At 73.3% G+C, this 19197-nt stretch carries 17 protein-coding genes and 1 pseudogene; 1 reads left to right on the plus strand and 17 read right to left on the minus strand.

Translation table 11 applies throughout. The annotated features are described in order from the left end of the window. Positions 1-20: 20 nt before the first annotated feature. The 5 genes from ACFYON_RS14205 to truB form a co-directional block, all read right to left on the minus strand. Positions 21-1361: a pitrilysin family protein gene (locus ACFYON_RS14205; protein WP_354865624.1), complete on the minus strand. Its 1341-nt coding sequence runs from the start codon at positions 1359-1361 to the stop codon at positions 21-23. Between the two features lie 154 nt (positions 1362-1515). Next, entirely contained in the window at positions 1516-3900 is a 2385-nt protein-coding gene (locus ACFYON_RS14210; protein WP_387320790.1) for a polyribonucleotide nucleotidyltransferase, read from the minus strand. A gap of 220 nt (positions 3901-4120) precedes the next feature. Then, complete coding sequence (gene rpsO / locus ACFYON_RS14215; protein WP_013284678.1) at positions 4121-4390, minus strand: 30S ribosomal protein S15; 270 nt, start codon at positions 4388-4390, stop codon at positions 4121-4123. A 181-nt stretch (positions 4391-4571) separates the two neighbouring features. After that, positions 4572-5498 carry a bifunctional riboflavin kinase/FAD synthetase gene (locus ACFYON_RS14220; protein ID WP_355015026.1) on the minus strand — a complete coding sequence of 309 codons (927 nt, stop codon included), beginning with the start codon at positions 5496-5498 and terminating at the stop codon, positions 4572-4574. A gap of 31 nt (positions 5499-5529) precedes the next feature. After that, positions 5530-6414, minus strand: coding sequence for a tRNA pseudouridine(55) synthase TruB (gene truB / locus ACFYON_RS14225; RefSeq protein ID WP_355094207.1), 885 nt, complete (start codon positions 6412-6414; stop codon positions 5530-5532). A gap of 109 nt (positions 6415-6523) precedes the next feature. Here truB and ACFYON_RS14230 point away from each other — a divergent pair, with 109 nt between their 5' ends. Continuing rightward, positions 6524-7519 (plus strand): hypothetical protein, encoded by a 996-nt coding sequence (locus ACFYON_RS14230; RefSeq protein WP_355015024.1) that lies wholly within the window; start codon positions 6524-6526, stop codon positions 7517-7519. Positions 7520-7578: 59 nt separating this feature from the next. On the opposite strand, the gene ACFYON_RS14235 is transcribed toward ACFYON_RS14230, so the two are convergent. The 12 genes and pseudogenes from ACFYON_RS14235 to rimP all read right to left on the minus strand — a co-directional run bounded on the left by ACFYON_RS14235 (position 7579) and on the right by rimP (position 19000). Further along, entirely contained in the window at positions 7579-8901 is a 1323-nt protein-coding gene (locus ACFYON_RS14235; protein WP_355094210.1) for an MATE family efflux transporter, read from the minus strand. Positions 8902-8948: 47 nt separating this feature from the next. Next, positions 8949-9458, minus strand: a complete 510-nt coding sequence (locus ACFYON_RS14240; RefSeq protein WP_355094212.1) for an adenylate kinase — start codon at positions 9456-9458, stop codon at positions 8949-8951. A gap of 544 nt (positions 9459-10002) precedes the next feature. After that, positions 10003-10212, minus strand: coding sequence for a DUF6186 family protein (locus tag ACFYON_RS14245; protein ID WP_354865637.1), 210 nt, complete (start codon positions 10210-10212; stop codon positions 10003-10005). Next, on the minus strand, positions 10212-10619 hold the full coding sequence (locus ACFYON_RS14250) for a hypothetical protein (RefSeq protein ID WP_355094214.1): 408 nt from the start codon (positions 10617-10619) through the stop codon (positions 10212-10214). The genes ACFYON_RS14245 and ACFYON_RS14250 overlap by 1 nt, the downstream gene beginning before the upstream one ends. 72 nt (positions 10620-10691) lie before the next feature. After that, positions 10692-11711, minus strand: coding sequence for a bifunctional oligoribonuclease/PAP phosphatase NrnA (locus tag ACFYON_RS14255; RefSeq protein ID WP_355094217.1), 1020 nt, complete (start codon positions 11709-11711; stop codon positions 10692-10694). Beyond that, positions 11708-12205 (minus strand): 30S ribosome-binding factor RbfA, encoded by a 498-nt coding sequence (gene rbfA, locus ACFYON_RS14260; protein ID WP_355094219.1) that lies wholly within the window; start codon positions 12203-12205, stop codon positions 11708-11710. Before rbfA ends, ACFYON_RS14255 begins: the two co-directional genes overlap by 4 nt. A gap of 174 nt (positions 12206-12379) precedes the next feature. Continuing rightward, positions 12380-12673 carry a DUF503 domain-containing protein gene (locus ACFYON_RS14265; protein WP_354865645.1) on the minus strand — a complete coding sequence of 98 codons (294 nt, stop codon included), beginning with the start codon at positions 12671-12673 and terminating at the stop codon, positions 12380-12382. Between the two features lie 41 nt (positions 12674-12714). Further along, positions 12715-13758 (minus strand): SAM-dependent methyltransferase, encoded by a 1044-nt coding sequence (locus tag ACFYON_RS14270; RefSeq protein WP_354865647.1) that lies wholly within the window; start codon positions 13756-13758, stop codon positions 12715-12717. Between the two features lie 82 nt (positions 13759-13840). Continuing rightward, on the minus strand, positions 13841-16864 hold the full coding sequence (gene infB / locus ACFYON_RS14275) for a translation initiation factor IF-2 (protein WP_387320794.1): 3024 nt from the start codon (positions 16862-16864) through the stop codon (positions 13841-13843). A 93-nt stretch (positions 16865-16957) separates the two neighbouring features. Beyond that, positions 16958-17294: pseudogene (locus tag ACFYON_RS14280) on the minus strand (YlxR family protein). A gap of 15 nt (positions 17295-17309) precedes the next feature. Beyond that, a complete protein-coding gene (nusA, locus tag ACFYON_RS14285) occupies positions 17310-18356 on the minus strand; it encodes a transcription termination factor NusA (RefSeq protein ID WP_354865651.1) in 1047 nt (348 codons plus the stop codon). Then, positions 18353-19000: a ribosome maturation factor RimP gene (gene rimP, locus ACFYON_RS14290; RefSeq protein WP_354865653.1), complete on the minus strand. Its 648-nt coding sequence runs from the start codon at positions 18998-19000 to the stop codon at positions 18353-18355. The genes nusA and rimP overlap by 4 nt, the downstream gene beginning before the upstream one ends. Positions 19001-19197 lie beyond the last annotated feature (197 nt).

A 19197-nucleotide genomic window follows, 5' to 3' on the forward strand; every position in this document is an offset into this window, starting at 1 on the left:
TCCGAGCGTGACGACGACGGTCAGCCCGTGACGGTGAAGGCGCCCTCGTCGAACGGGCCGACCACGGCCAGCGACATCGGCCGGCCGAGCAACTCGGCCGCCAGGTCGTTCACGTCGGCCAGCGTCACCGCGTCCACCCGGGCCAGCAGGTCGTCCACCGGCATCAGGTTGCCGTAGAGCAGTTCGCCCTTGGCGAGCCGGCTCATCCGCGAGCCGGTGTCCTCCAGCCCGAGCACGAACGAGCCCTTGCTCATCCCCTTGCCCCGGGCCAGTTCCGCCTCGGTGATCCCCTCGGCGGCCACCCGCGCCAGCTCGGCGCGGGTCAGGTCCAGCACCTCGTCCACCTTGCCCGGCGCGCACCCGGCGTAGACGGCGAAGACGCCGCTGTCGGCGTACTGGCTGGCGTAGGAGTAGACCGAGTAAGCCAGGCCGCGCTGCTCCCGGATCTGCTGGAACAGCCGGCTGGACATGCCGCCGCCGAGCACGTTGTTCAGCACGCCGAGCGCGAACCGCCGGTCGTCGGTGCGGTCGATCCCCGGGCAGCCGAGGATGACGTGCGCCTGCTCGGTCTCCTTCGGCTCGACGAGCGTGGTGGCCGGCTTGGTGCGTACCGCCGGGGTGGCCGCCCGGTGCGGTGCCGGCGCGGCCGGGTCGGTGTCCAGCGGGGTGCCGCGCAGCGCCTGCCGGACCAGCTTGACCACGGCGGCGTGGTCGAGGTTGCCGGCGGCGGCGATCACGATCTGCGGCGCGGTGTAGCGGCGGCGGTAGAAGCCCTGGATCTGCCGCCGGGTCATCGGCGTGACCGTCTCCTCCGTGCCGGAGATGAGCCGGCCCAGCGGGTGGTCGCCGTAGACGGCGCGGGCGAACAGGTCGTGCACCTCGTCGCCGGGCTCGTCGTCGTGCATGGCGATCTCTTCGAGGATGACGCCGCGCTCGGTCTCCACGTCGGGTGCGGCCAGCACCGAGTCGGCGACCAGGTCGCACATGACGTCGATGGCCAGCGGCAGGTCCTCGTCCAGCACCCGCGCGTAGTAGCAGGTGTATTCCTTCGTGGTGAAGGCGTTCGTCTCGCCGCCCACCGCCTCGATCTGCGCCGAGATCTCCAGCGCGCTGCGCTTGTTGGTGCCCTTGAACAGCAGGTGCTCCAGGAAGTGCGCGGCGCCGGCCTGCGAGCCGGTCTCGTCGCGCGAGCCGACAGCCACCCAGATGCCGAACGACACGCTGCGCATCGCCGGGATCGCCTCGGTGAGCACCCGCAGCCCGCTGGGCAGCACGGTACGGCGGACGGTGCCGCCGAGCGGGTCGTCGGTGAGCGTGCGGGTGACCGCGCGGGCCGCCGAAACCGGCCCGGTCGACGTCACCCCCCGTCCCGTCGAGGCGGCTGACGAACTCACGAGCACCTGCTCTCCGGATGACGAGGAACGGCGGGACGTACGACGGCTCCAGCTCGCGCGGACGACCTGGAGCCGTGGGCCGGCCCGGGTGACGCGCAGGTCACCCGGGCCGGTCGGTGGATCAGCTGTGCCGGGTACGGCGGCGCGGACGGGAGTCGCCGCCGCCCTCGCCACCCTCGGAACGACGCTCGCCGCCCTCGGAACGACGCTCGCCGCCCTCGGAACGACGCTCGCGGTCACCCCGGTCGCGCGGGCCACGGTCGCCGCCGCGGTCCCGGCCCGACGGACGGTCACCGCCGCCGGCCCCGCCCTCGGCCGGCGCCTCGGCGCCCTCCGGGCGGATCTTGTCCAGGTAGATCTTGCCGCGGGCGTCGATGTCCGCGATCTCCACCTCGACCTTGTCGCCGACGTTGAGGAAGTCCTCGACCTTCTCGACCCGCTTGCCGTCGCCCACCTTGGAGATGTGCAGCAGGCCGTCGCGGCCCGGCAGCAGCGAGATGAAGGCGCCGAACGCGGCGGTCTTCACCACGGTGCCGAGGAACCGCTCGCCGACCTTGGGCAGCGTCGGGTTGGCGATCCCGTTGATCCGGTCCACAGCGGCCTGGGCCGACGGGCCGTTTGTCGCGCCGACGTAGATCGTGCCGTCGTCCTCGATGGAGATCTCGGCGCCGGTCTCGTCCTGGATCGCGTTGATGGTCTGGCCCTTCGGGCCGATCACCATGCCGATCTTGTCAACCGGGATCTTGACGGTGGTCACCCGCGGCGCGTAGTCCGACATCTCGGCCGGCGTCTCGATGGCCCGCTGCATCACGTCGAGGATGGTCTGCCGGGCCTCGTGCGCCTGCTGCAGCGCGGCGGCCAGCACGTCCGACGGGATGCCGTCCAGCTTGGTGTCGAGCTGGAGCGCGGTGACGAAGTCCCGGGTGCCGGCGACCTTGAAGTCCATGTCGCCGAACGCGTCCTCGGCGCCGAGGATGTCGGTGAGCGTCACGTACTGGGTCTTGCCGTCGACCTCGTCGGAGATGAGGCCCATGGCGATGCCGGCGACCGGCGCCTTCAGCGGCACACCGGCGGAGAGCAGGCCCAGCGTCGAGGCGCAGACCGAACCCATCGAGGTGGAGCCGTTGGAGCTGAGCGCCTCGGAGACCTGCCGGATGGCGTAGGGGAACTCCTCACGCGACGGCAGCACCGGGAGCAGCGCACGCTCGGCGAGCGCGCCGTGGCCGATCTCGCGCCGCTTCGGCGAGCCCACCCGGCCAGTCTCACCGGTCGAGTAAGGCGGGAAGTTGTAGTTGTGCATGTAGCGCTTGCGGTTCTCCGGGGACAGCGTGTCCACCATCTGCTCCATGCGCAGCATGTTCAGCGTGGTGACGCCCAGGATCTGGGTCTCGCCGCGCTCGAACAGCGCCGAGCCGTGCACCCGCGGCAGCACGCCGACCTCGGCGGTCAGCGGACGGATGTCACGCGGGCCGCGCCCGTCGATGCGGACCTGCTCGCGCAGCACCCGGTTGCGGACCTCGGACTTGGTCAGCGACCGGAACGCGGCGGAGAGCTCCTTCTCACGGCCCTCGAACCGGCCGCCCAGCTCCTCGGCGACCTTGGCCTTGATCCGGTCCAGGGCCTCCTCGCGGTCGGCCTTGCCGGCGATCTTCAGCGCCTCGGTGACGTCGGCGCGGGCCACGCCGGCCACCGCGTCGTACACGTCGTCCTGGTAGTCCAGGAACACCGGGAACTCGCTGACCGGCTTGGCGGCCACCTCGGCCAGCTCGCTCTGCGCCCGGCACAGCTCACGGATGGCCGGCTTGGCGGCCTCCAGGCCGCTCGCCACGATCTCCTCGGTCGGCGCGGTCGCGCCCTCGGAGATCAGGGTCACCGCGTTCGGGGTGGCCTCGGCCTCGACCATCATGATCGCGACCTCGCCGTCCGGCAGGGTGCGGCCGGCCACGACCATGTCGAAGGTGGCCCGGGCCAGTTCCTCCAGGGTCGGGAAGGCGACCCACTGGCCGTCCACGTGCGCGACCCGGGTCGCCCCGATCGGGCCGGAGAACGGCAGGCCGGAGAGCTTGGTCGACATCGACGCGGCGTTGATCGCCACCACGTCGTACGGGTGCTGCGGGTCGAGCGCGAGGATGGTCTCGACGACCTGGACCTCGTTGCGCAGGCCCTTGACGAAGGACGGGCGCAGCGGCCGGTCGATGAGCCGGCAGGTGAGGATGGCGTCCTCGCTGGGGCGGCCCTCGCGGCGGAAGAACGAGCCGGGGATCCGGCCCGCGGCGTACATCCGCTCCTCGACGTCCACGGTCAGCGGGAAGAAGTCGAACGACTCGCGCGGGTGCTTGCCGGCCGTGGTCGCGGAGAGGACGACAGTCTCGCCGAGCTGGGCGACGACAGAGCCGGCGGCCTGGCGGGCCAGCCGGCCGGTGGAGAAGGTGATCTCCCGGGTGCCGAAGGCCCCGTTGTCGATCACGGCGGTGCGGGATTCGGTGCCGAGTTTGGTCTCGGTCATGTGCTGTGGTGCTCCTTCGCGTCGTCGGCCGACGACACGGGAACTGCTCAGGCGGCCGGTCTTCGATCGAAGCGCCCGGGATGGCCGGCGTCGTGCCGGGGTTCCCGGGGGCCACTACCGGAGACCGGTGCTGACCGGCTCCCTCTTCGGGTGTCGCGCGGCCGGGTTCTTCGGTGGTACCGGAACGGGGGAGCAGCCAGGCGGCCACTCCCCCGTCAGGTCATCGACGCAGGCCGAGCCGCTCGATGAGCGACCGGTAGCGGTTGATGTCCTTCTTCTGGACGTAGTTGAGCAGCCGGCGGCGCCGGCCGACCAGCAGCAGCAGCCCACGGCGGCTGTGGTGGTCGTGCTTGTGCACCTTCAGGTGCTCGGTGAGCTCCGCGATCCGCTTGGTCAGGACCGCGACCTGCACCTCGGGCGAGCCGGTGTCACCCTCGGCGGTCGCGTACTCCTGGCGGATCTTGGCCTTGGCTTCCTGGTCGAGCGCCATGTTCTCCCTGTTTCGTGGGTCATTCGATGAGGTCCGGAGCGGTCGTGGTGACCGGTGCAACGGACCGGTTCCTCGCACCCGCGGCGTCGTGCAGGCACGCGAGGCCCCCGTCGGTCAGCCGACGTCTTCGTCAGCTTACCAGCCCTCGGGACGGACGGCCGGTCAAGGTGGTCCGGACGGGTCAGAGCACCGCCCGGCGGGTGCGCTCCACGTCCTCGGCCATCTGGGCCACCAGCGGCTCGATCGCGTCGTACCTCCGCTGCTCACGCAGGTGCGCCACGAAGTCCAGGGCCAGCCGCTCGCCGTACAGGTCGCCGGTGAAGTCCAGCGCGTACGCCTCCACCCGCCGCTCCTGCCCGGAGAACGTCGGGTTGGTGCCGATCGACACCGCCGCGGCCAGCGGTTCGCCGTCGCGGCGCACCAGGCGGGCCGCGTACACGCCGTCGGCGGGCACCGCCGCGTACCTGTGGGTCAGCAGGTTGGCCGTCGGGTAACCCAGCTCACGTCCACGCTGATCGCCGCGGACCACCACGCCCTCGACCCGGTGCGGGCGGCCCAGCGCCGCCGCCGCCGCGCCCACGTCGCCCGCGTCGACGCAGGACCTGATGTACGTGGAGGAGAAGACCGTCCCCCCCTCGGCGACCAGCGGCGCCCCCTCGACGGCGAACCCGAAGGTGCTGCCCAGCCGCTCCAGCAGGGGCACGTCGCCGGCGGCCCGGTGCCCGAACCGGAAGTTGTCGCCGACCACCACCAGTGCGGCGTGCAGGTGCTCGACCAGGACGTCGTGCACGAACGCCTCGGGTGGCAGCCGGGAGAACTCGACTGTGAACGGCACCACGCAGAGCACGTCCACGCCGAGCGCCTCGATCAGCTCGGCCTTGCGGGCCGGCTCGGTCAGCACCGCCGGGTGCGAGCCGGGGCGCACCACCTCGGCCGGATGCGGGTCGAACGTCACCACCACCGACTTGACGCCCAGCTCCCGGGCGCGCGCCACGGTGTGCCCGATGGTGGCCTGGTGCCCCCGGTGCACGCCGTCGAAGACGCCGATGGTGACCACCGATCGTCCCCACCCGCCGGGCGCCGCCTCGTACCCCCGCCACCGCTGCATGCCGTTCCTCCCCTGTCCGCCCGCGCGCCGTTCAGGCCGGGGCCAGCACGATCTCCGCGCGGGCCCGACCGTCCCGCTCGCTGACGATAGCGATCAACCCGCCCGCCGGGTCGAAGACGGCGTACGGACCGGCGATCCCGGCCGGCGTCAGCGGCCCGCCGTGGGACAGCACCCGGGCCTCGTCGGCGGTGGCGTCCCGGCGCGGGAAGAACCGCTCGGCGGCGGCGTCCAGCGGCAGGTTCACCACGTCCGGCGCGCGCTCCTCGAGCTGGCCGAGCGTGGCCGCCTCGGCGAGCGTGAACCCGCCCACAGCGGTCCGGCGCAGCGCGGTGAGGTGACCACCGACGCCGAGCGCCGCGCCCGCGTCGCGGGCCAGCGCCCGGACGTACGTCCCGGACGAGCAGGTCACGTCCACGTCCACGTCCACCACGTCCGGGGTGTCCCGGCGGATCGCGCGCACGTCCAGCCGCGACACGGTGACGCGCCGGGCGGGCAGGTCGACCGCCTCGCCGTCGCGGACCCGCTTGTACGCCCGCTGTCCGTTGATCTTGATGGCGCTCACCGCGCTCGGCACCTGGTCGATCTCGCCGGTGAGCGGTGCCAGCGCGGCGCGTACCGCGTCGTCGGTGACGACGCCGGCCGGGGTGGTCGCGACCACCTCGCCCTCGGCGTCGTCGGTGACGGTGGCCTGTCCCAGCCGGATCGTCGCGGCGTAGCTCTTGCCGACGCCGATCACGTACGTGAGCAGCCGGGTCGCCCGGCCCACGCCGATCACCAGGACGCCGGTGGCCATCGGGTCGAGCGTGCCGCCGTGACCGACGCGGCGGGTACGGGCCAGCCGCCGGATGCGGGCCACCACGTCGTGCGACGTCATGCCGCCGGGCTTGTCGACCACGATCAGACCGTCTGTGCTCACGACCGCCAAGCCTGCCAGACGGTGCGTGATCGGCCCTGCGGGGGATACCGCCCAGCTTCGGCCGGGTGTCAAGATCGTGCGCCAGCGCCCCGTCTGCCCGGGAAGTCCGATGACCGATCACCGCCCCGCCGCCGACCCCCACCCCACCGCAGGCCCGTCGGAGGACGAACTGGGACCGGTGCCCGAGTGGCTGCGCCGGCCCGCGCCCGAGGTGCCGCCCGGCCGCACGGACCGGCTGCGCATCGCGCTCGGCGGGCACTCCGGCAAGCTGCTCGGCGGCGTACTCGCGCTGGCGTTGCTCGCGTTCTTCGGGCTCGTCGGCGGCCTCGGTTACCAGGGCTTCCAGCGCTGGCGCGAGCCGGCGGCCGAGCACCCGACGGTGAGCCTGCCGGTCGGCGAGCAGGCGTCCTCGTCGGCGTCGCCGCCACCGGTCGCCGGCCCGTTCGACGGCACTCCGGCGGCCGGCTTCCCGGAGGGCGCGGCCGGGATCACGCTGCCCCGGGCCAAGCGGACCGGCCCGTTCACCGAGAAGCAGGTGGCCGACGCGCTGACCCGGGTACGCAAGGCGCTGATCACCGCGCGGCTGGACCGCACCTTCTTCACCGCGAGGGACCCGGAGCGGCTGGTCCGCCAGTTCGCCCCGGACGCGCGGGCCGGCGTGCGCGACGACTTCCCCACCGGCGAGGCGGGCACCTACGCGACCCGGCTCGCCCCGGGCGCCCGGCTCACGGCCGACCAGCCCCGGGTCAAGGGCCGGATCAACTACCGGGCGACGAAGGACCGGGACGGCATCCGCATCCTGGAGGTGACCACGAACTTCGTCTGGGCGTACGCGTTCCCCACCACCAGCCCCACGCCGGGCGACGGCGTGGTGGTGGTCCACGACACGGTGAAGTGGAGCATCCCGCACCCGGCCGACGTGACCACCGCCTCCGCCGGGCTGTGGATCGAGCGGGCGGACTCGTACACCTCCAACATCGACTGCGCCGCGCTGGACAAGGGGCTGCTGGCGCTCGGCAAGCCGTCCTTCGGCGGTCCGGCCGACCCGGACCCGGACGCGGTCTTCGACCCGGACAAGACAGTCGACCTGCCGGACACCTGCTGACCGGCCCGGCGGGGCCGTGGATGGGCGGACCCGGCTCGTTCAAGCCCTGCTGACCGGTGTCAGCGGACCGCGCCGACCACCGCCCACGCGCCCGAGCGCATCCGCAGCAGCAGGCCGGCCAGCCGCAGCACCACGAACAGCGTCAGCCCGGCCCAGATCCCGCCCAGCCCGAGTTCGAGCCCGTAGGCCAGCCAGATCGCCGGCAGGAACCCGCCGAACGCGCACACGATGGTGAGGTTGCGCAGGTAGCGCACGTCGCCTGCGCCGATCAGCACCCCGTCGAGCGCGAACACCACGCCGCCGATCGGCTGGAGCGCGACGAACCAGGGCCAGGCGGTCATGGCCTGCTCGCGTACCTGGGGATCGGAGCTGAACCACGACGGCACCACGCCGGCGCCGGCGGCGATGAGCACCGCGAAGGCCACGCCGCACAGCCCGCCGAGCAGCGCGACGCGGCGGGCCAGGAACCGCGCGGCGGCCGCGTCGCCGGCGCCGAGCGCGGCGCCGACGAGCGACTGCGCGGCGATGGCCAGGGCGTCGAGCACCAGCACCGTGAAGAACCACAGTTGCAGGGCGATCTGGTGCGCGCCCACCGCGGCGGCGCCGAAGCGGGCCGCGACGGCGGTCGCGGACAGGAAGCTGGCCTGGAACGCGACACCGCGCACGAGCAGGTCGCGGCTGAGCACGAGCTGCTGCCCGATCACCCGGGGCCGGGGCCGCAGCGAGACCCGCTCGCGCACCAGCGCGCCCGCGAACAGGACGCCGGAGAGCGTCTGCGCCACCGCGTTCGCCACCGCCGAGCCGACCAGCCCGAGCCCGGCCGGGTAGACGAGCAGCGGGCAGAGCACCGCCGAGAGCAGGTTGGGACCGAGCACGAACAGCAGCGGCCGGCGGGTGTCCTGGATGCCGCGCAGCCAGCCGTTGCCGGCGGCGGCGAGCAGCAGGCCGGGCGCGCCGAGCGCCGCGACCCGCAGCCATCCGGCGGCGGCGTCGGCCACCTCGCCGGGGCCGCCGACGAGGGTACGCGCCAGCGCGCCGCCGCCGATGCCGATGGCGACCGCCACCAGCACTCCGGTGGCCAACGCGAGCCAGGACGCCTGCACGCCCTCGGCCACCGCGGCGGCCCGGTCCCCCGCCCCGAAGCGGCGGGCCGAGCGCCCGGTGGTGCCGTACGCGACGACGGTGCCGACCCAGGCGGTCAGCGTCATGACGGTGCCGCCGACGGCGAGCGCGGCCAGCGGCACCCGGCCGAGGTGACCGACCACCGCGGTGTCGACCAGGACGTAGAGCGGCTCGGCGGCCAGCACCACCAGGGCGGGCAGCGCGAGCGCGGCGATCCGCCGGGGTGTGGCGGCGGTGGCGGGGGCGGCAGTCGTGCTCATCGCCGCCGATCCTGGCACGCGCTCAGTAAGGTCCGCAAGCAGCGTGACTACTTACCCACGTCAGTTAGGAGCCGGGCGGCGTCACGCCGCCCGCGCAGGCGCCGCACCGGCAGCCCGGGAGCGTGCTCGGCCAGCGCGGCCAGCACCCGGGGCCGGGAGTCGCGGGGGAAGCGCCAGACATGCGGCAGGAAGTCGAGATCGAGCCGCTCCGGGCAGCCCTCGGGCAGGTCGGGGCGACGCGCTGCGCGATGTGCCCACCGGCGGCGGACGATCCGGACCAGGCAGCGCAGCCGGGAGGTGTCGCAGAGCACCAGCAGGTCGGCGCGGGGCAGCCGGAGATCGAGGGTGCTCGCGTAGTTGCCGTCCATGATCCAGGCCGGGCGGGCGGCGAGCGCGGCCACCTCGGCGCGGAAGTCGGCCGGGGCGGGGGCGGTCCAGCCCGGGCGCCAGTAGTGGCGGTCGAGGTGGATCAGCGGAAGGTCGAGTCGCCGGGCCAGTTCACCGGCGAGGGCCGTCTTGCCGGCACCGGAGGCGCCGACGACCAGGATGCGTCGCACCGGGCGACGGTAGCGCTGCCGGGCGCGGCGGTCGGTCCCGAGCGGCGGTGACGTCGGCGTCGGGCCACGCGTGCGGCCCGGCCGGCGTCACCGCCGGACGGCGTACGTCACTGACGGGTGTCCATCGAGGTCTGCAGCGCGCGGCGCATCTGCTCGCGCGCCTCGTCGGTGGTGGTCTCGGTCCGCGGCTTGCGCTTGCTGGGCATCTGAGGGTCCTTCCAGGGTGCGGACCGCCGGGAAACGGCGGTCCTACGGGCGCCCGGCGCTCCGGATCGGCGCGACGACACATCGCGCCACGACCGGAGGTCGTCGGCGGCTGAACGCCCGGCAGCGGTCCGGGATCACCGGAGCGGCTCGCCTGGCAGCGGGAGCCCGGGTCGGTCTGACCCTGGAGGGAGGCGGGGCCGGGTGCGGCACCACCGCCCGTGACCAGCGCCGCGAAGCGCCGGTCCCGCACCCAAATTAACGTTCACTTTCCAGATGCTGCTCACTGTTCCCGAAATGCGGAAAGATCAATCTCGTCGTCCCGCCTCGGCGAGGGCGGTCAGCGGGCCAGGAAGTGCCAGCCCAGCCACCACCAGAACCCGAACAGGCCGATCCGGCCGACCGGCACCGGGCCCACCTCGTAGCGCATCACGAATGCGCAGACGTCGGCCATCGACGGGATCCGCGAACCCTCCCGGCGCGCGACCCACTCGACGACCGCGAACAGCACGATCGAGACCAGGAACCCGCCGATCGCCAGTGCCCGCATCAACGGCGCACCATTCCCCAGAACGTGGACAGCCACGCGAACCAGGCCGCAGAACGGACCAGGCTGTCCTCCAGCAGCGGATCGGCCAGCCGGGAGAAGGTGGGGAAGTCGTCGCCCGCCGCCATCACGAACGTCGCCCCCTCGAAGACCCCGAAGACGGTAACCGGCACCAGCCACCAGAGCGCGACCGACGGCAACCGGCGCGGTGCCGGACGCCGGGGCACCCGGTTGCTCAGGCCGACCCAGATCAACCCCCCGCCGGTGGTGAGGATGTAGAGGTTCGCCGCGGTCGAGAAGGACGGCATCTGGCCGCCGACCAGGGACAGGCAGATCAGCACCGGCACGGAGACGACCGGCCGGTCCCAGGCCCGGGGCGCCTCGACGGTGAGCTCACGGGGATGATCCATCACCCGATTGTCCTCAGCGTGCCGCACGGCGGAAAGCCCGGCACGCGTCGCGATCCCCCGAAAACGCGCCGATCAGCTCACACCTGCGGTCACCAGCTCGGCGCGGATCCGGCCGACCACCTCGTCGAGCGCCCCTCGCCCCGTGAAACCGGCGGCGAACCGGTGCCCGCCGCCGCCGAGCGCCATCGCCACCCGGCTCACGTCCACCGCGCCCTTGCTGCGCAGCGACACCGCCCATTCCGCCTCGCCCGCCTGCTTGACCACGCAGCTCACGTCCGCCTCGGCCGTGCAGCGCACCGAGTCGATCAACGCCTCCAGCACGTACGCGGGCTGGTCGTGGCGGGCCAGGTCCGCGCGGGTGGCGTACGTCCAGACGAGGCCGTGCCCGGCGGCGGCCGCCGGTTCCAGCGTGGCCCGGCCCAGCACCTCGCCGAAGAGGCGGACCGCGCCGAACGGACGGGTGTCGAAGACCCGCCGGGAGATGTCGCCGGGCCGGATGCCGGTGGCCACCAGGCGCGCGGCCGTCTCGTGCACGGCCGGGGTGGTCGCCTCGAAGCGGAACGAGCCGGTGTCGGTGGTCAGCGCGACGTACAGCCCGGTCGCGATCTCCGCGTCGACCGTCACGCCGAGCCGGTCCAGCAGTTCCAGCGCGACCACCGAGGTGGCGGCGGCGTGCGGATCGACCAGGTTGATCCGGCCGAACCCGCTGTTCGAGGCGTGGTGGTCGAGCACCAGCGAGCTGCCCGCCGTGTCCAGCCGGCCGGCCAGGTCACCCAGCCGGGACTCGCTCGCCGCGTCGAAGCAGATCACCAGGTCGGGATCAGGGTACGCGTCGTCCTGCGGCACCAGCAGGTCCATGCCGGGCAGCCAGCGGAACGGCTCGGGCACCTCCGGCGGGCCGGGGAAGGTGGCCTGGAGATCACGTACGCCGAGCCGGCGCAGGCCCAGCGCGAAGCCGAGCATGCTGCCCAGCGCATCCCCGTCCGGGTTGACGTGGCAGATCAGCAGCACCCGCGCGTCGGCGGGAAGGTCGCGTACCGCCGTGACGGCGGCGGCCCACGCGGTCTCGGTGGGCCCGGCGGCCTCGGTCACCGGCTTTCGCCGGCGCGCGGCTCGTCGTCGTCCTCGTCCTCGTCCTCGGTCGAGGCGCCGTCGGCGTTCTCGTCGTCCTCCTCGACCCGGTACGGCTGGGGCTCGCCCGCATACGAGGCCTTGGCGGCCAGCCGCTGCACCTCGGCGTCGGCGGTACGCGCGGCCGCGAGCAGGTCGTCGATGTGCTTGACCTGGTCCTGCACGTCGTCGAGGACGAAGGTGAGCGTCGGCGAGTGACGCAGCCCGAGCGCCTTGCCGACGGTGCTGCGCAGCATGCCGTTAGCGCTCTCCAGCGCGGCGGCGGTGCTCGCCTGGGCCGTCGCGTCGCCGAGCACCGTGTAGAAGACGGTGGCGTCGCGCAGGTCGGCGGTGATCCGGGCGTCGGTGATCGTGATCATGCCGAGCCGGGGGTCCTTGATCTGGCTGCGCACCACCGACGCGACGAGTTCCCGGATGCGCTCCGCGTGCCGGCGAATCTTTGCCTGATCCGTCATGTCCCCCACCTCCGGGATCACCTTTACCCACGACGACGCCGGATCCCCGTGTGATCCGGGTCGTCGGCCGGAGACGGCGGGCGCGTGGGCGCCGCCGGGTCCGACCGCCCAACGCTGAAGAACACTACCCGCGCCCGGTCGGCGCTCGCGCGGCACGGCCCGAGTGCCGCGCGGTCAGTCGTCCGCGCCGTGCAGGCGACGGCGCACCGACAGCAGCTCGGTCTCCGGGCGGGCGGCGACCAGCCGCTCGCAGGAGTCGAGCACCTCGCGGACGTGGGCCGGCTCGGCGGCCACCACCGCCACAGCGATCTCGGCCCGGCCGTGCAGATCCAGCGCCCCCACCTCGGCGGCGGAGACCTCGAACTTGCGCAGCGCGGCGACGATCGGCCGGACGTAGGACCGCTTGGCCTTCAGGGACCGGGAGTCACCCGGGAGCAACAGGTCGAACAGCGCGGTTCCGGTATACACGGCGAGCAACGGTACGCCGGGCGGCGCGCCCCGGCACCCGATTAAGGCGCGACCGCCACCAGCACGTCCCGCTCGATCGCCTGGTCGACCCGGTGGGCGAAGTCACCGAAGCCGGGGCCGTCCAGCACGCGCAGCCCGGCGTCGGCGAGCACCGCCTCCGCCTGCGCCCGCGGGGCCACGTGGGTGTTCCAGGACACGCCAAGCGCGCCACCGGGGCGCAGCAGCTCCCGCCACACCGGCACGGCCGCGGTGAGCAGCTCCAGCGGGCTGCGGGACAGCCCCTGGCCGGTCCGGCTGCCGTGCGCCACCCCGTACGGCGCGTCGGTGACGATCACGTCGGCGCACCGGGCGCGCAACGCCTCGCGGGCACGGATGGTGTCGGTGTTCAGCACTGTGACCCGCTGTGTGGCGCCGGCCCGGTGCTCGTCCCGCGACGGTGCGACGACGGCCTCGAAGCGGCGGGCGACCAGCTTGCGGTCCCGGCGCACCGACGTGGTCTCCGCGGTGTGCTTGAGCCGCTTGCGGCGCAGCCAGGTACGCAGGAACGCCGCGTACGCCTCCACGTCCTGACTGTCACGCTCGATGCCGATGCCGTCGTAGCCGTACATCAGCGCCTGGTTGAGCGTGGTGCCCCGGCCGCACAGCGGGTCGAGCACCACCACCGGCCCGTCCAGCATCCGGGGCGCGGCGGCGGAGGCGAGCACCGTGACGTTGAGCAGCAGGCGGGTGAACTGCTCGTTGGTCTTACCGGCGTACTTGGGGATGGTGATCAGGTCCGAGTCGTACCGGGCCAGCGGGCGCAGCGGCACCGGCCGCAACAGGTCGTCGCCGACGCGCTCGAACAGCGCGTACGCGGCCGACAGGTTCGCCAGGTGGGCCAGGTCCCGCTCGCCGAGCCCGGGTTCGGCGGTGCCGAACGTCAGGTACTCCACCCCGCCGATCCTCGTCACCTCCGCGTCGGCCGGTACGACGCCGAGCACGCCGGAGCCGGCGAACACGGCCAGTTCGGCGCGGGCCAGCCGGGCCGCCGCGTCGGCGTAGACGCGGTTGGCGGAGGGGGCGAGGAGCAGTGCGTACCGGATCACGCCGCAGATTGTCGCAGCCTGCGGAAACGGCGACGGCCGGGGCCCGAGGGCCCCGGCCGCCGGCCGGTCGTACGCGTGGTTGTCAGGCGCGCGGCTTCTCGCGCATCTCGAACGTCTCGATGACGTCGCCGACCTGGACGTTGTTGTAGCCGCCCAGCGTCAGACCACACTCGAAGCCCTCGCGGACCTCGGTCGCGTCGTCCTTGAACCGCTTCAAGGAGCTGATCGTGAGGTTGTCCGCCACGACCGCACCGTCCCGCAGCAGCCGCGCCTTGGCGTTGCGGCGGATGAGACCGGACCGGACGATACAGCCGGAGATGTTGCCGATCTTGGACGAGCGGAAGACGTCGCGGATCTCCGCGGTGCCCAGCTCGACCTCCTCGTACTCCGGCTTGAGCAGACCCTTGAGCGCGGCGTCGATCTCCTCGATGGCCTGGTAGATGACGGTGTAGTACCGGATCTCCACGCCCTCGCGGTCGGCCATCTCGCGGACCTTGTTGGAGGCCCGCACGTTGAAGCCGATGATCGTGACCGCCTCGGACGAGGCGCTCGCGAGCATGACGTCGCTCTCGGTGATCGCACCCACGCCCCGGTGGATGATCCGAAGCTGGACCTCCTCCGGGATGTCCAGGTTGAACAGCGCGTCCTCGAGCGCCTCCACGGAACCGGAGACGTCACCCTTGAGCACCAGGTTGAGCGAGGTCTTCTCGCCCTCCTTGAGCTGCTCCATGAGCGTTTCGAGGGTGGCCCGGCCACGGGAGTTGGCGAAGGACGCCGCCCGTCGCCGCGCCTGACGCTGCTCGGCGATCTGCCGCACGGTCCGGTCGTCCGCGGCGGCCAGGAAGGTGTCACCCGCACCCGGCACCGTGGTCAGACCCAGCACCATGACCGGACGCGCCGGACCGGCCGAATCGACCGGCTTGCCGTTCTCGTCCAGCATGGCCCGGACCCGGCCGTGCGCCCCACCGGCGACGATCGAGTCGCCGGCACGCAGGGTGCCCTTCTGCACCAGCACGGTCGCCACCGCGCCACGGCCCTTGTCCAGGTGCGCCTCGATGGCCACACCCTGCGCCGGCCCGTCGATGGCAGCGGTCAGCTCCAGCGACGCGTCGGCGGTCAGCAGCACGGCCTCGAGCAGTTCCTCGATGCCGATGCCGGGCTTGGCCGCCACGTTGACGAACATGGTGTCGCCGCCGTACTCCTCGGCGACCAGGCCGTACTCGGTGAGCTGCTGGCGGACCTTGTCCGGGTTCGCCTCGGGCTTGTCGACCTTGTTGACCGCGACCACGATCGGCACGTCCGCCGCCTTGGCGTGGTTGAGCGCCTCGATGGTCTGCGGCATGACGCCGTCGTCCGCCGCGACCACCAGGATCACGATGTCCGTGACCTGGGCACCACGGGCACGCATGGCGGTGAACGCCTCGTGACCCGGGGTGTCGATGAACGTCACCGCGCGGTCCTCGCCCTCGTGCGGGACGTGGACCTGGTAGGCGCCGATGTGCTGGGTGATGCCACCCGCCTCGCCGGCCACCACGTTCGCCTTACGGATCGCGTCGAGCAGCTTGGTCTTACCGTGGTCGACGTGACCCATGACGGTCACCACCGGCGCACGGCTGACCAGGCGGTCCGCCGCGACCTCGGCGTCGAGGTCGATGTTGAACTGCGCGAGCAGCTCGCGGTCCTCGTCCTCCGGGCTGACGATCTGCACGTCGAAGCCGAGGTGCTCACCCAGCAACTGCAGGGTCTCGTCGGAGCACGACTGGGTCGCCGTCACCATCTCGCCCAGGTTGAACATCTCCTGGACCAGCGAACCCGGGTTGGCGTTGATCCTGTCGGCGAAGTCCGACAGCGAGGCGCCACGGGACAACCGGACGACCTGACCCTGACCGCGGGGCGCGCCCGAGGACATGGTCGGCGCCGACAGGTTGTCGAACTCCTGTCTGCGCTGCTTCTTGGACTTGCGGCCACGGGTCGGCCGGCCGCCCGGACGCCCGAAGGCACCCGCCGCGCCACCGCCACGGCCACGGCCGCCGCCACCGGGACGGCCACCGCCGCCGACCGGACCACCCGGACGGAAACCACCGCCGGGAGCACCGCCGCCACCACCGGGACCGCCGCGGTAGCCACCGCCACCGCCGCCGCCACCACCGGGACCGCCGCGGTAGCCACCGCCACCGCCGCCACCACCGGGTCCACCGCGGTAGCCACCGCCACCGCCACCGGGGCCGCCGCCGGGGCGACCCGCGCCGCCACCGGGGCCGCCACGACCCCCACCGGGGCCGCCGGGGCGGCCGGTGGTCGGGCGCTGGCTCGGCATGGACGCCGGGCTCGGCCGCGGCGGCATGGACGCCGGGCTGGGCCGCGGCGGCATGCCGGACGGGCTGGGCCGGGGACCGGCCGCACCGGCGGCCGGCGGACGCTGCTGACCGCCCTGGATACCGAACGGGTTGTTACCGGCGCCACGCGCCGGCGGACGACCGCCGGGCCGGGCACCGGGGCCCTGGCCCTGACCCGGGCCGCCGGGCCGACCGGCGGCCGGGGAACCCGGACGCGGCGGCATGGCGTTCGGGCCGGGACGCGGACCGGGACGGGGACCGCCCTCAGCCGGAGGCTCCCGGCGTACGGTCTCGCGCTGCTGCTGGCGGGCGGCCTGGGCGGCCTTGACCGCGGCCTCCTGCTCAGCCTTGAGCGCGGCGGCGCGCGCCTCGGCGGCCGCCACTTCGATGTCGTGCGCGCTCGCCGGCTTGGCGACCGGAGTCGCCGGCTGCGGCGGGCCGGGGACCGGACCCTTGGGCTTCGGTCCAGGGGTCGGCGCGGACGGACGCCGGGGCGGCGTCGGCCTGGCCGAGACCCGGGGCGCGCCCGGGGTCGGGGTGGGCATCGGGGTCGGTGCCGGGCCGCTCGAGGCGGCTGCCGGCGGGGCGGCGGGCGCCGGGGAACCGGCGGACGCCACGAACGCGTTACGCAGCCGTCGGGCGACAGGCGCCTCGACGGTGCTGGACGCGGACTTCACGAACTCGCCCATCTCCTTGAGCTTGGCGAGAACGGTCTTGCTTTCGACCCCGAGCTCCTTGGCAAGCTCGTGTACGCGGGCCTTTCCTGCCACTGCACTCCTCACTCCGAGGTCGTGCGGGCAGCACCCGCAGCGACCTCACTCCTGCACTTGAAGCCTGGTCATTTCAGGGACTTCATCGTGTGCTCATGTCGGTCGTCCTACCTTGCTAGCGACCCTCGACCGGTCGGGCTTGACCGGTCGTCGGGGGTTGCGCGTCGACGTGCTCCGCAAGCGCACCGGGGTCAGGAACCCCGGTGAGGCGCAGTGCCCGCCCGAAGGCGCGACGCCGCACCGCCTGCGCGAAGCAGGCCGGATCAGGGTGCATGTTCGCTCCCCGACCCGGCAGTATGCGGGCCGGATCGGGCCGGAGGCTGGCGTGACCAGCCTCGTCACCAACCGCGACGATCCGCAACAACTCGCTGGCCGGCGCTCGTTTCCGGCAGCCCACACAGGTGCGCTCCGGCAGCGCGCGTCGTGCCACTGAGTCAGTCTACCCCTAGCTGCCCGAGATCGCGCCGCCCGGCTCCGGTACGTGATCAGCTCCGCCCCGGCCGCCGCCCGGCGCGACGGTCTCCGCGTCGGACCGGATGTCGATGCGCCAACCGGTCAGACGCGCCGCGAGGCGGGCGTTCTGTCCTTCCCGGCCGATCGCGAGCGAGAGCTGGAAGTCCGGGACGGTCACCCGGGCGGTACGGGTGGCCAGGTCGACCACCTCGACCCGCAGCGCCTTGGCCGGCGACAACGCGTTGCCGACGAACGTCGCCGGGTCGTCCGACCAGTCGATGATGTCGATCTTCTCGCCGTGCAGCTCGCTCATCACGGCGCGCACCCGCTGGCCCATCGGGCCGATGCAGGCGCCCTTGGGGTTCACGCCGGGTGTGGTCGACCGTACGGCGATCTTCGTACGGTGACCTGCCTCACGCGCGATCGCGGCGATCTCCACGGTGCCGTCGGCGATCTCCGGGACCTCCAGCGCGAACAGCTTCTTCACCAGCGCCGGGTGCGTGCGGGACAGCGTGATCTGCGGCCCGCGCATGCCCTTGGCCACGTGCACGACCACGCAGCGGATCCGCTCGCCGTGCTGCGGATCCTCGCCCGGGACCTGCTCGGACTGGGGCAGGACGCCTTCGAGCTTGCCGAGGTCGACGCTGACGATGCCCTTCTCCCGGCGCGTCTCGTGCGCCTGCACCACGCCGGTGACCAGGTCACCGTCGCGGCCGACGTACTCGCCGAAGTGCACCTCGTCGGTGGCCTCGCGCAGCCGCTGGAGGATCACCTGCTTGGCGGTCATGGCGGCGATCCGCCCGAAGTCGTGGGGTGTGTCGTCCCACTCCCGGGCCACCGTGCCGTCGGCGTCCATCTCCTGCGCGTAGACCAAGGCGGCCCCGCTCTTGCGGTCGATCTCCACCCGGGCGTGCGGCTCGGCGCCGTCGGTGTGCCGGTAGGCGGTCAGCAGCGCGGTCTCGATCGCCGCGAGGATCGTGTCGAACGGGATCTCCCGCTCGCGCTCCAGGGCGCGCAGCGCCGCGAGGTCGATGTTCACCTCTCCTCGTCCTCCAGATCTTCGTCGTCGGTGTCGTCACCGAAGTCCTCGTCGGCCAGGTCGTCCAGGCGGTTGAACTCCACCTGGACCCGGCCGGGCCCGAGTTCGGCGTACGGGTGTTCGGCGGGGCCGGCGTCGGTCTCCAGCACCACGCGTTCGTCGTCGGCGGCCGTGATCCGGCCGGTGAGCTGACGGTCCCCCGCGTCGCCGCGGACGGTGACCTTGACCAGCCGTCCGGCGTTGCGCCGCCAGTGCCGGGGCAGGGTGAGAGGGCGGTCCACGCCGGGCGAGCTGACCTCGAGCTGGTACTCGCCGGCCACGATGTCGCCACCGGCCTCCTCGGCCGCGTCCAGCGCCGCCGAGACCGCGCGGGAGACGTCCGCCACGCCGTCCAGGTTGATCCCGCCGTCGGCGTCCACGATCACCCGGACCACGTGCCGCCGGCCGGCGCGGGAGACGGAGAGGTCTTCAAGGTCGTAACCGGCAGCGGTGACGACCGGTTCGATCACCTCGCGCAGCCGGTTGCGGCGGGCGGCGAGATCGCCGCGGGGTGCGCCGCTCCGGTCGGTGCCGCGGGGGCCGTCGGACCGGCGGGGCCGCCCGGCGGGCCCCGTCGGCCGGGTGGCACGGCCACGCTGCGTCATTGCGCGCACCTCTCCTGCTGTTGCCACGACCCGCGGGCCGTGTTGTCCGGGCCGGTGCGGGCGTTCGGCCCGTCATACCGGCACGCCACCGGGGCGTCCGCGCCCGGTGGTTGCGCAGAGCGTAACGCTTGTGGCCGTCGACGGACCCGGCGGCGCACCGAGACCCTGGCCCACGAGGCGGCGCGGATGGTGTTGAC

It is taken from the genome of Micromonospora sp. NPDC005686, from assembly GCF_042871665.1.
Classification (GTDB): Bacteria; Actinomycetota; Actinomycetes; order Mycobacteriales; family Micromonosporaceae; genus Micromonospora.

Excerpts from the sequence above, each read along its gene's own strand:
- ACFYON_RS14210 (WP_387320790.1), bottom strand. The coding sequence starts at position 3,900 with ATGACCGAGACCAAACTCGGCACCGAATCCCGCACCGCCGTGATCGAC.
- rpsO (WP_013284678.1), bottom strand. The coding sequence starts at position 4,390 with ATGGCGCTCGACCAGGAAGCCAAGGCCAAGATCCGCCAGGAGTACGCG.
- ACFYON_RS14220 (WP_355015026.1), bottom strand. The coding sequence starts at position 5,498 with ATGCAGCGGTGGCGGGGGTACGAGGCGGCGCCCGGCGGGTGGGGACGA.
- ACFYON_RS14230 (WP_355015024.1), top strand. The coding sequence starts at position 6,524 with ATGACCGATCACCGCCCCGCCGCCGACCCCCACCCCACCGCAGGCCCG.
- ACFYON_RS14235 (WP_355094210.1), bottom strand. The coding sequence starts at position 8,901 with ATGAGCACGACTGCCGCCCCCGCCACCGCCGCCACACCCCGGCGGATC.
- ACFYON_RS14245 (WP_354865637.1), bottom strand. The coding sequence starts at position 10,212 with ATGCGGGCACTGGCGATCGGCGGGTTCCTGGTCTCGATCGTGCTGTTC.
- ACFYON_RS14250 (WP_355094214.1), bottom strand. The coding sequence starts at position 10,619 with ATGGATCATCCCCGTGAGCTCACCGTCGAGGCGCCCCGGGCCTGGGAC.
- rbfA (WP_355094219.1), bottom strand. The coding sequence starts at position 12,205 with ATGACGGATCAGGCAAAGATTCGCCGGCACGCGGAGCGCATCCGGGAA.
- rimP (WP_354865653.1), bottom strand. The coding sequence starts at position 19,000 with ATGACGCAGCGTGGCCGTGCCACCCGGCCGACGGGGCCCGCCGGGCGG.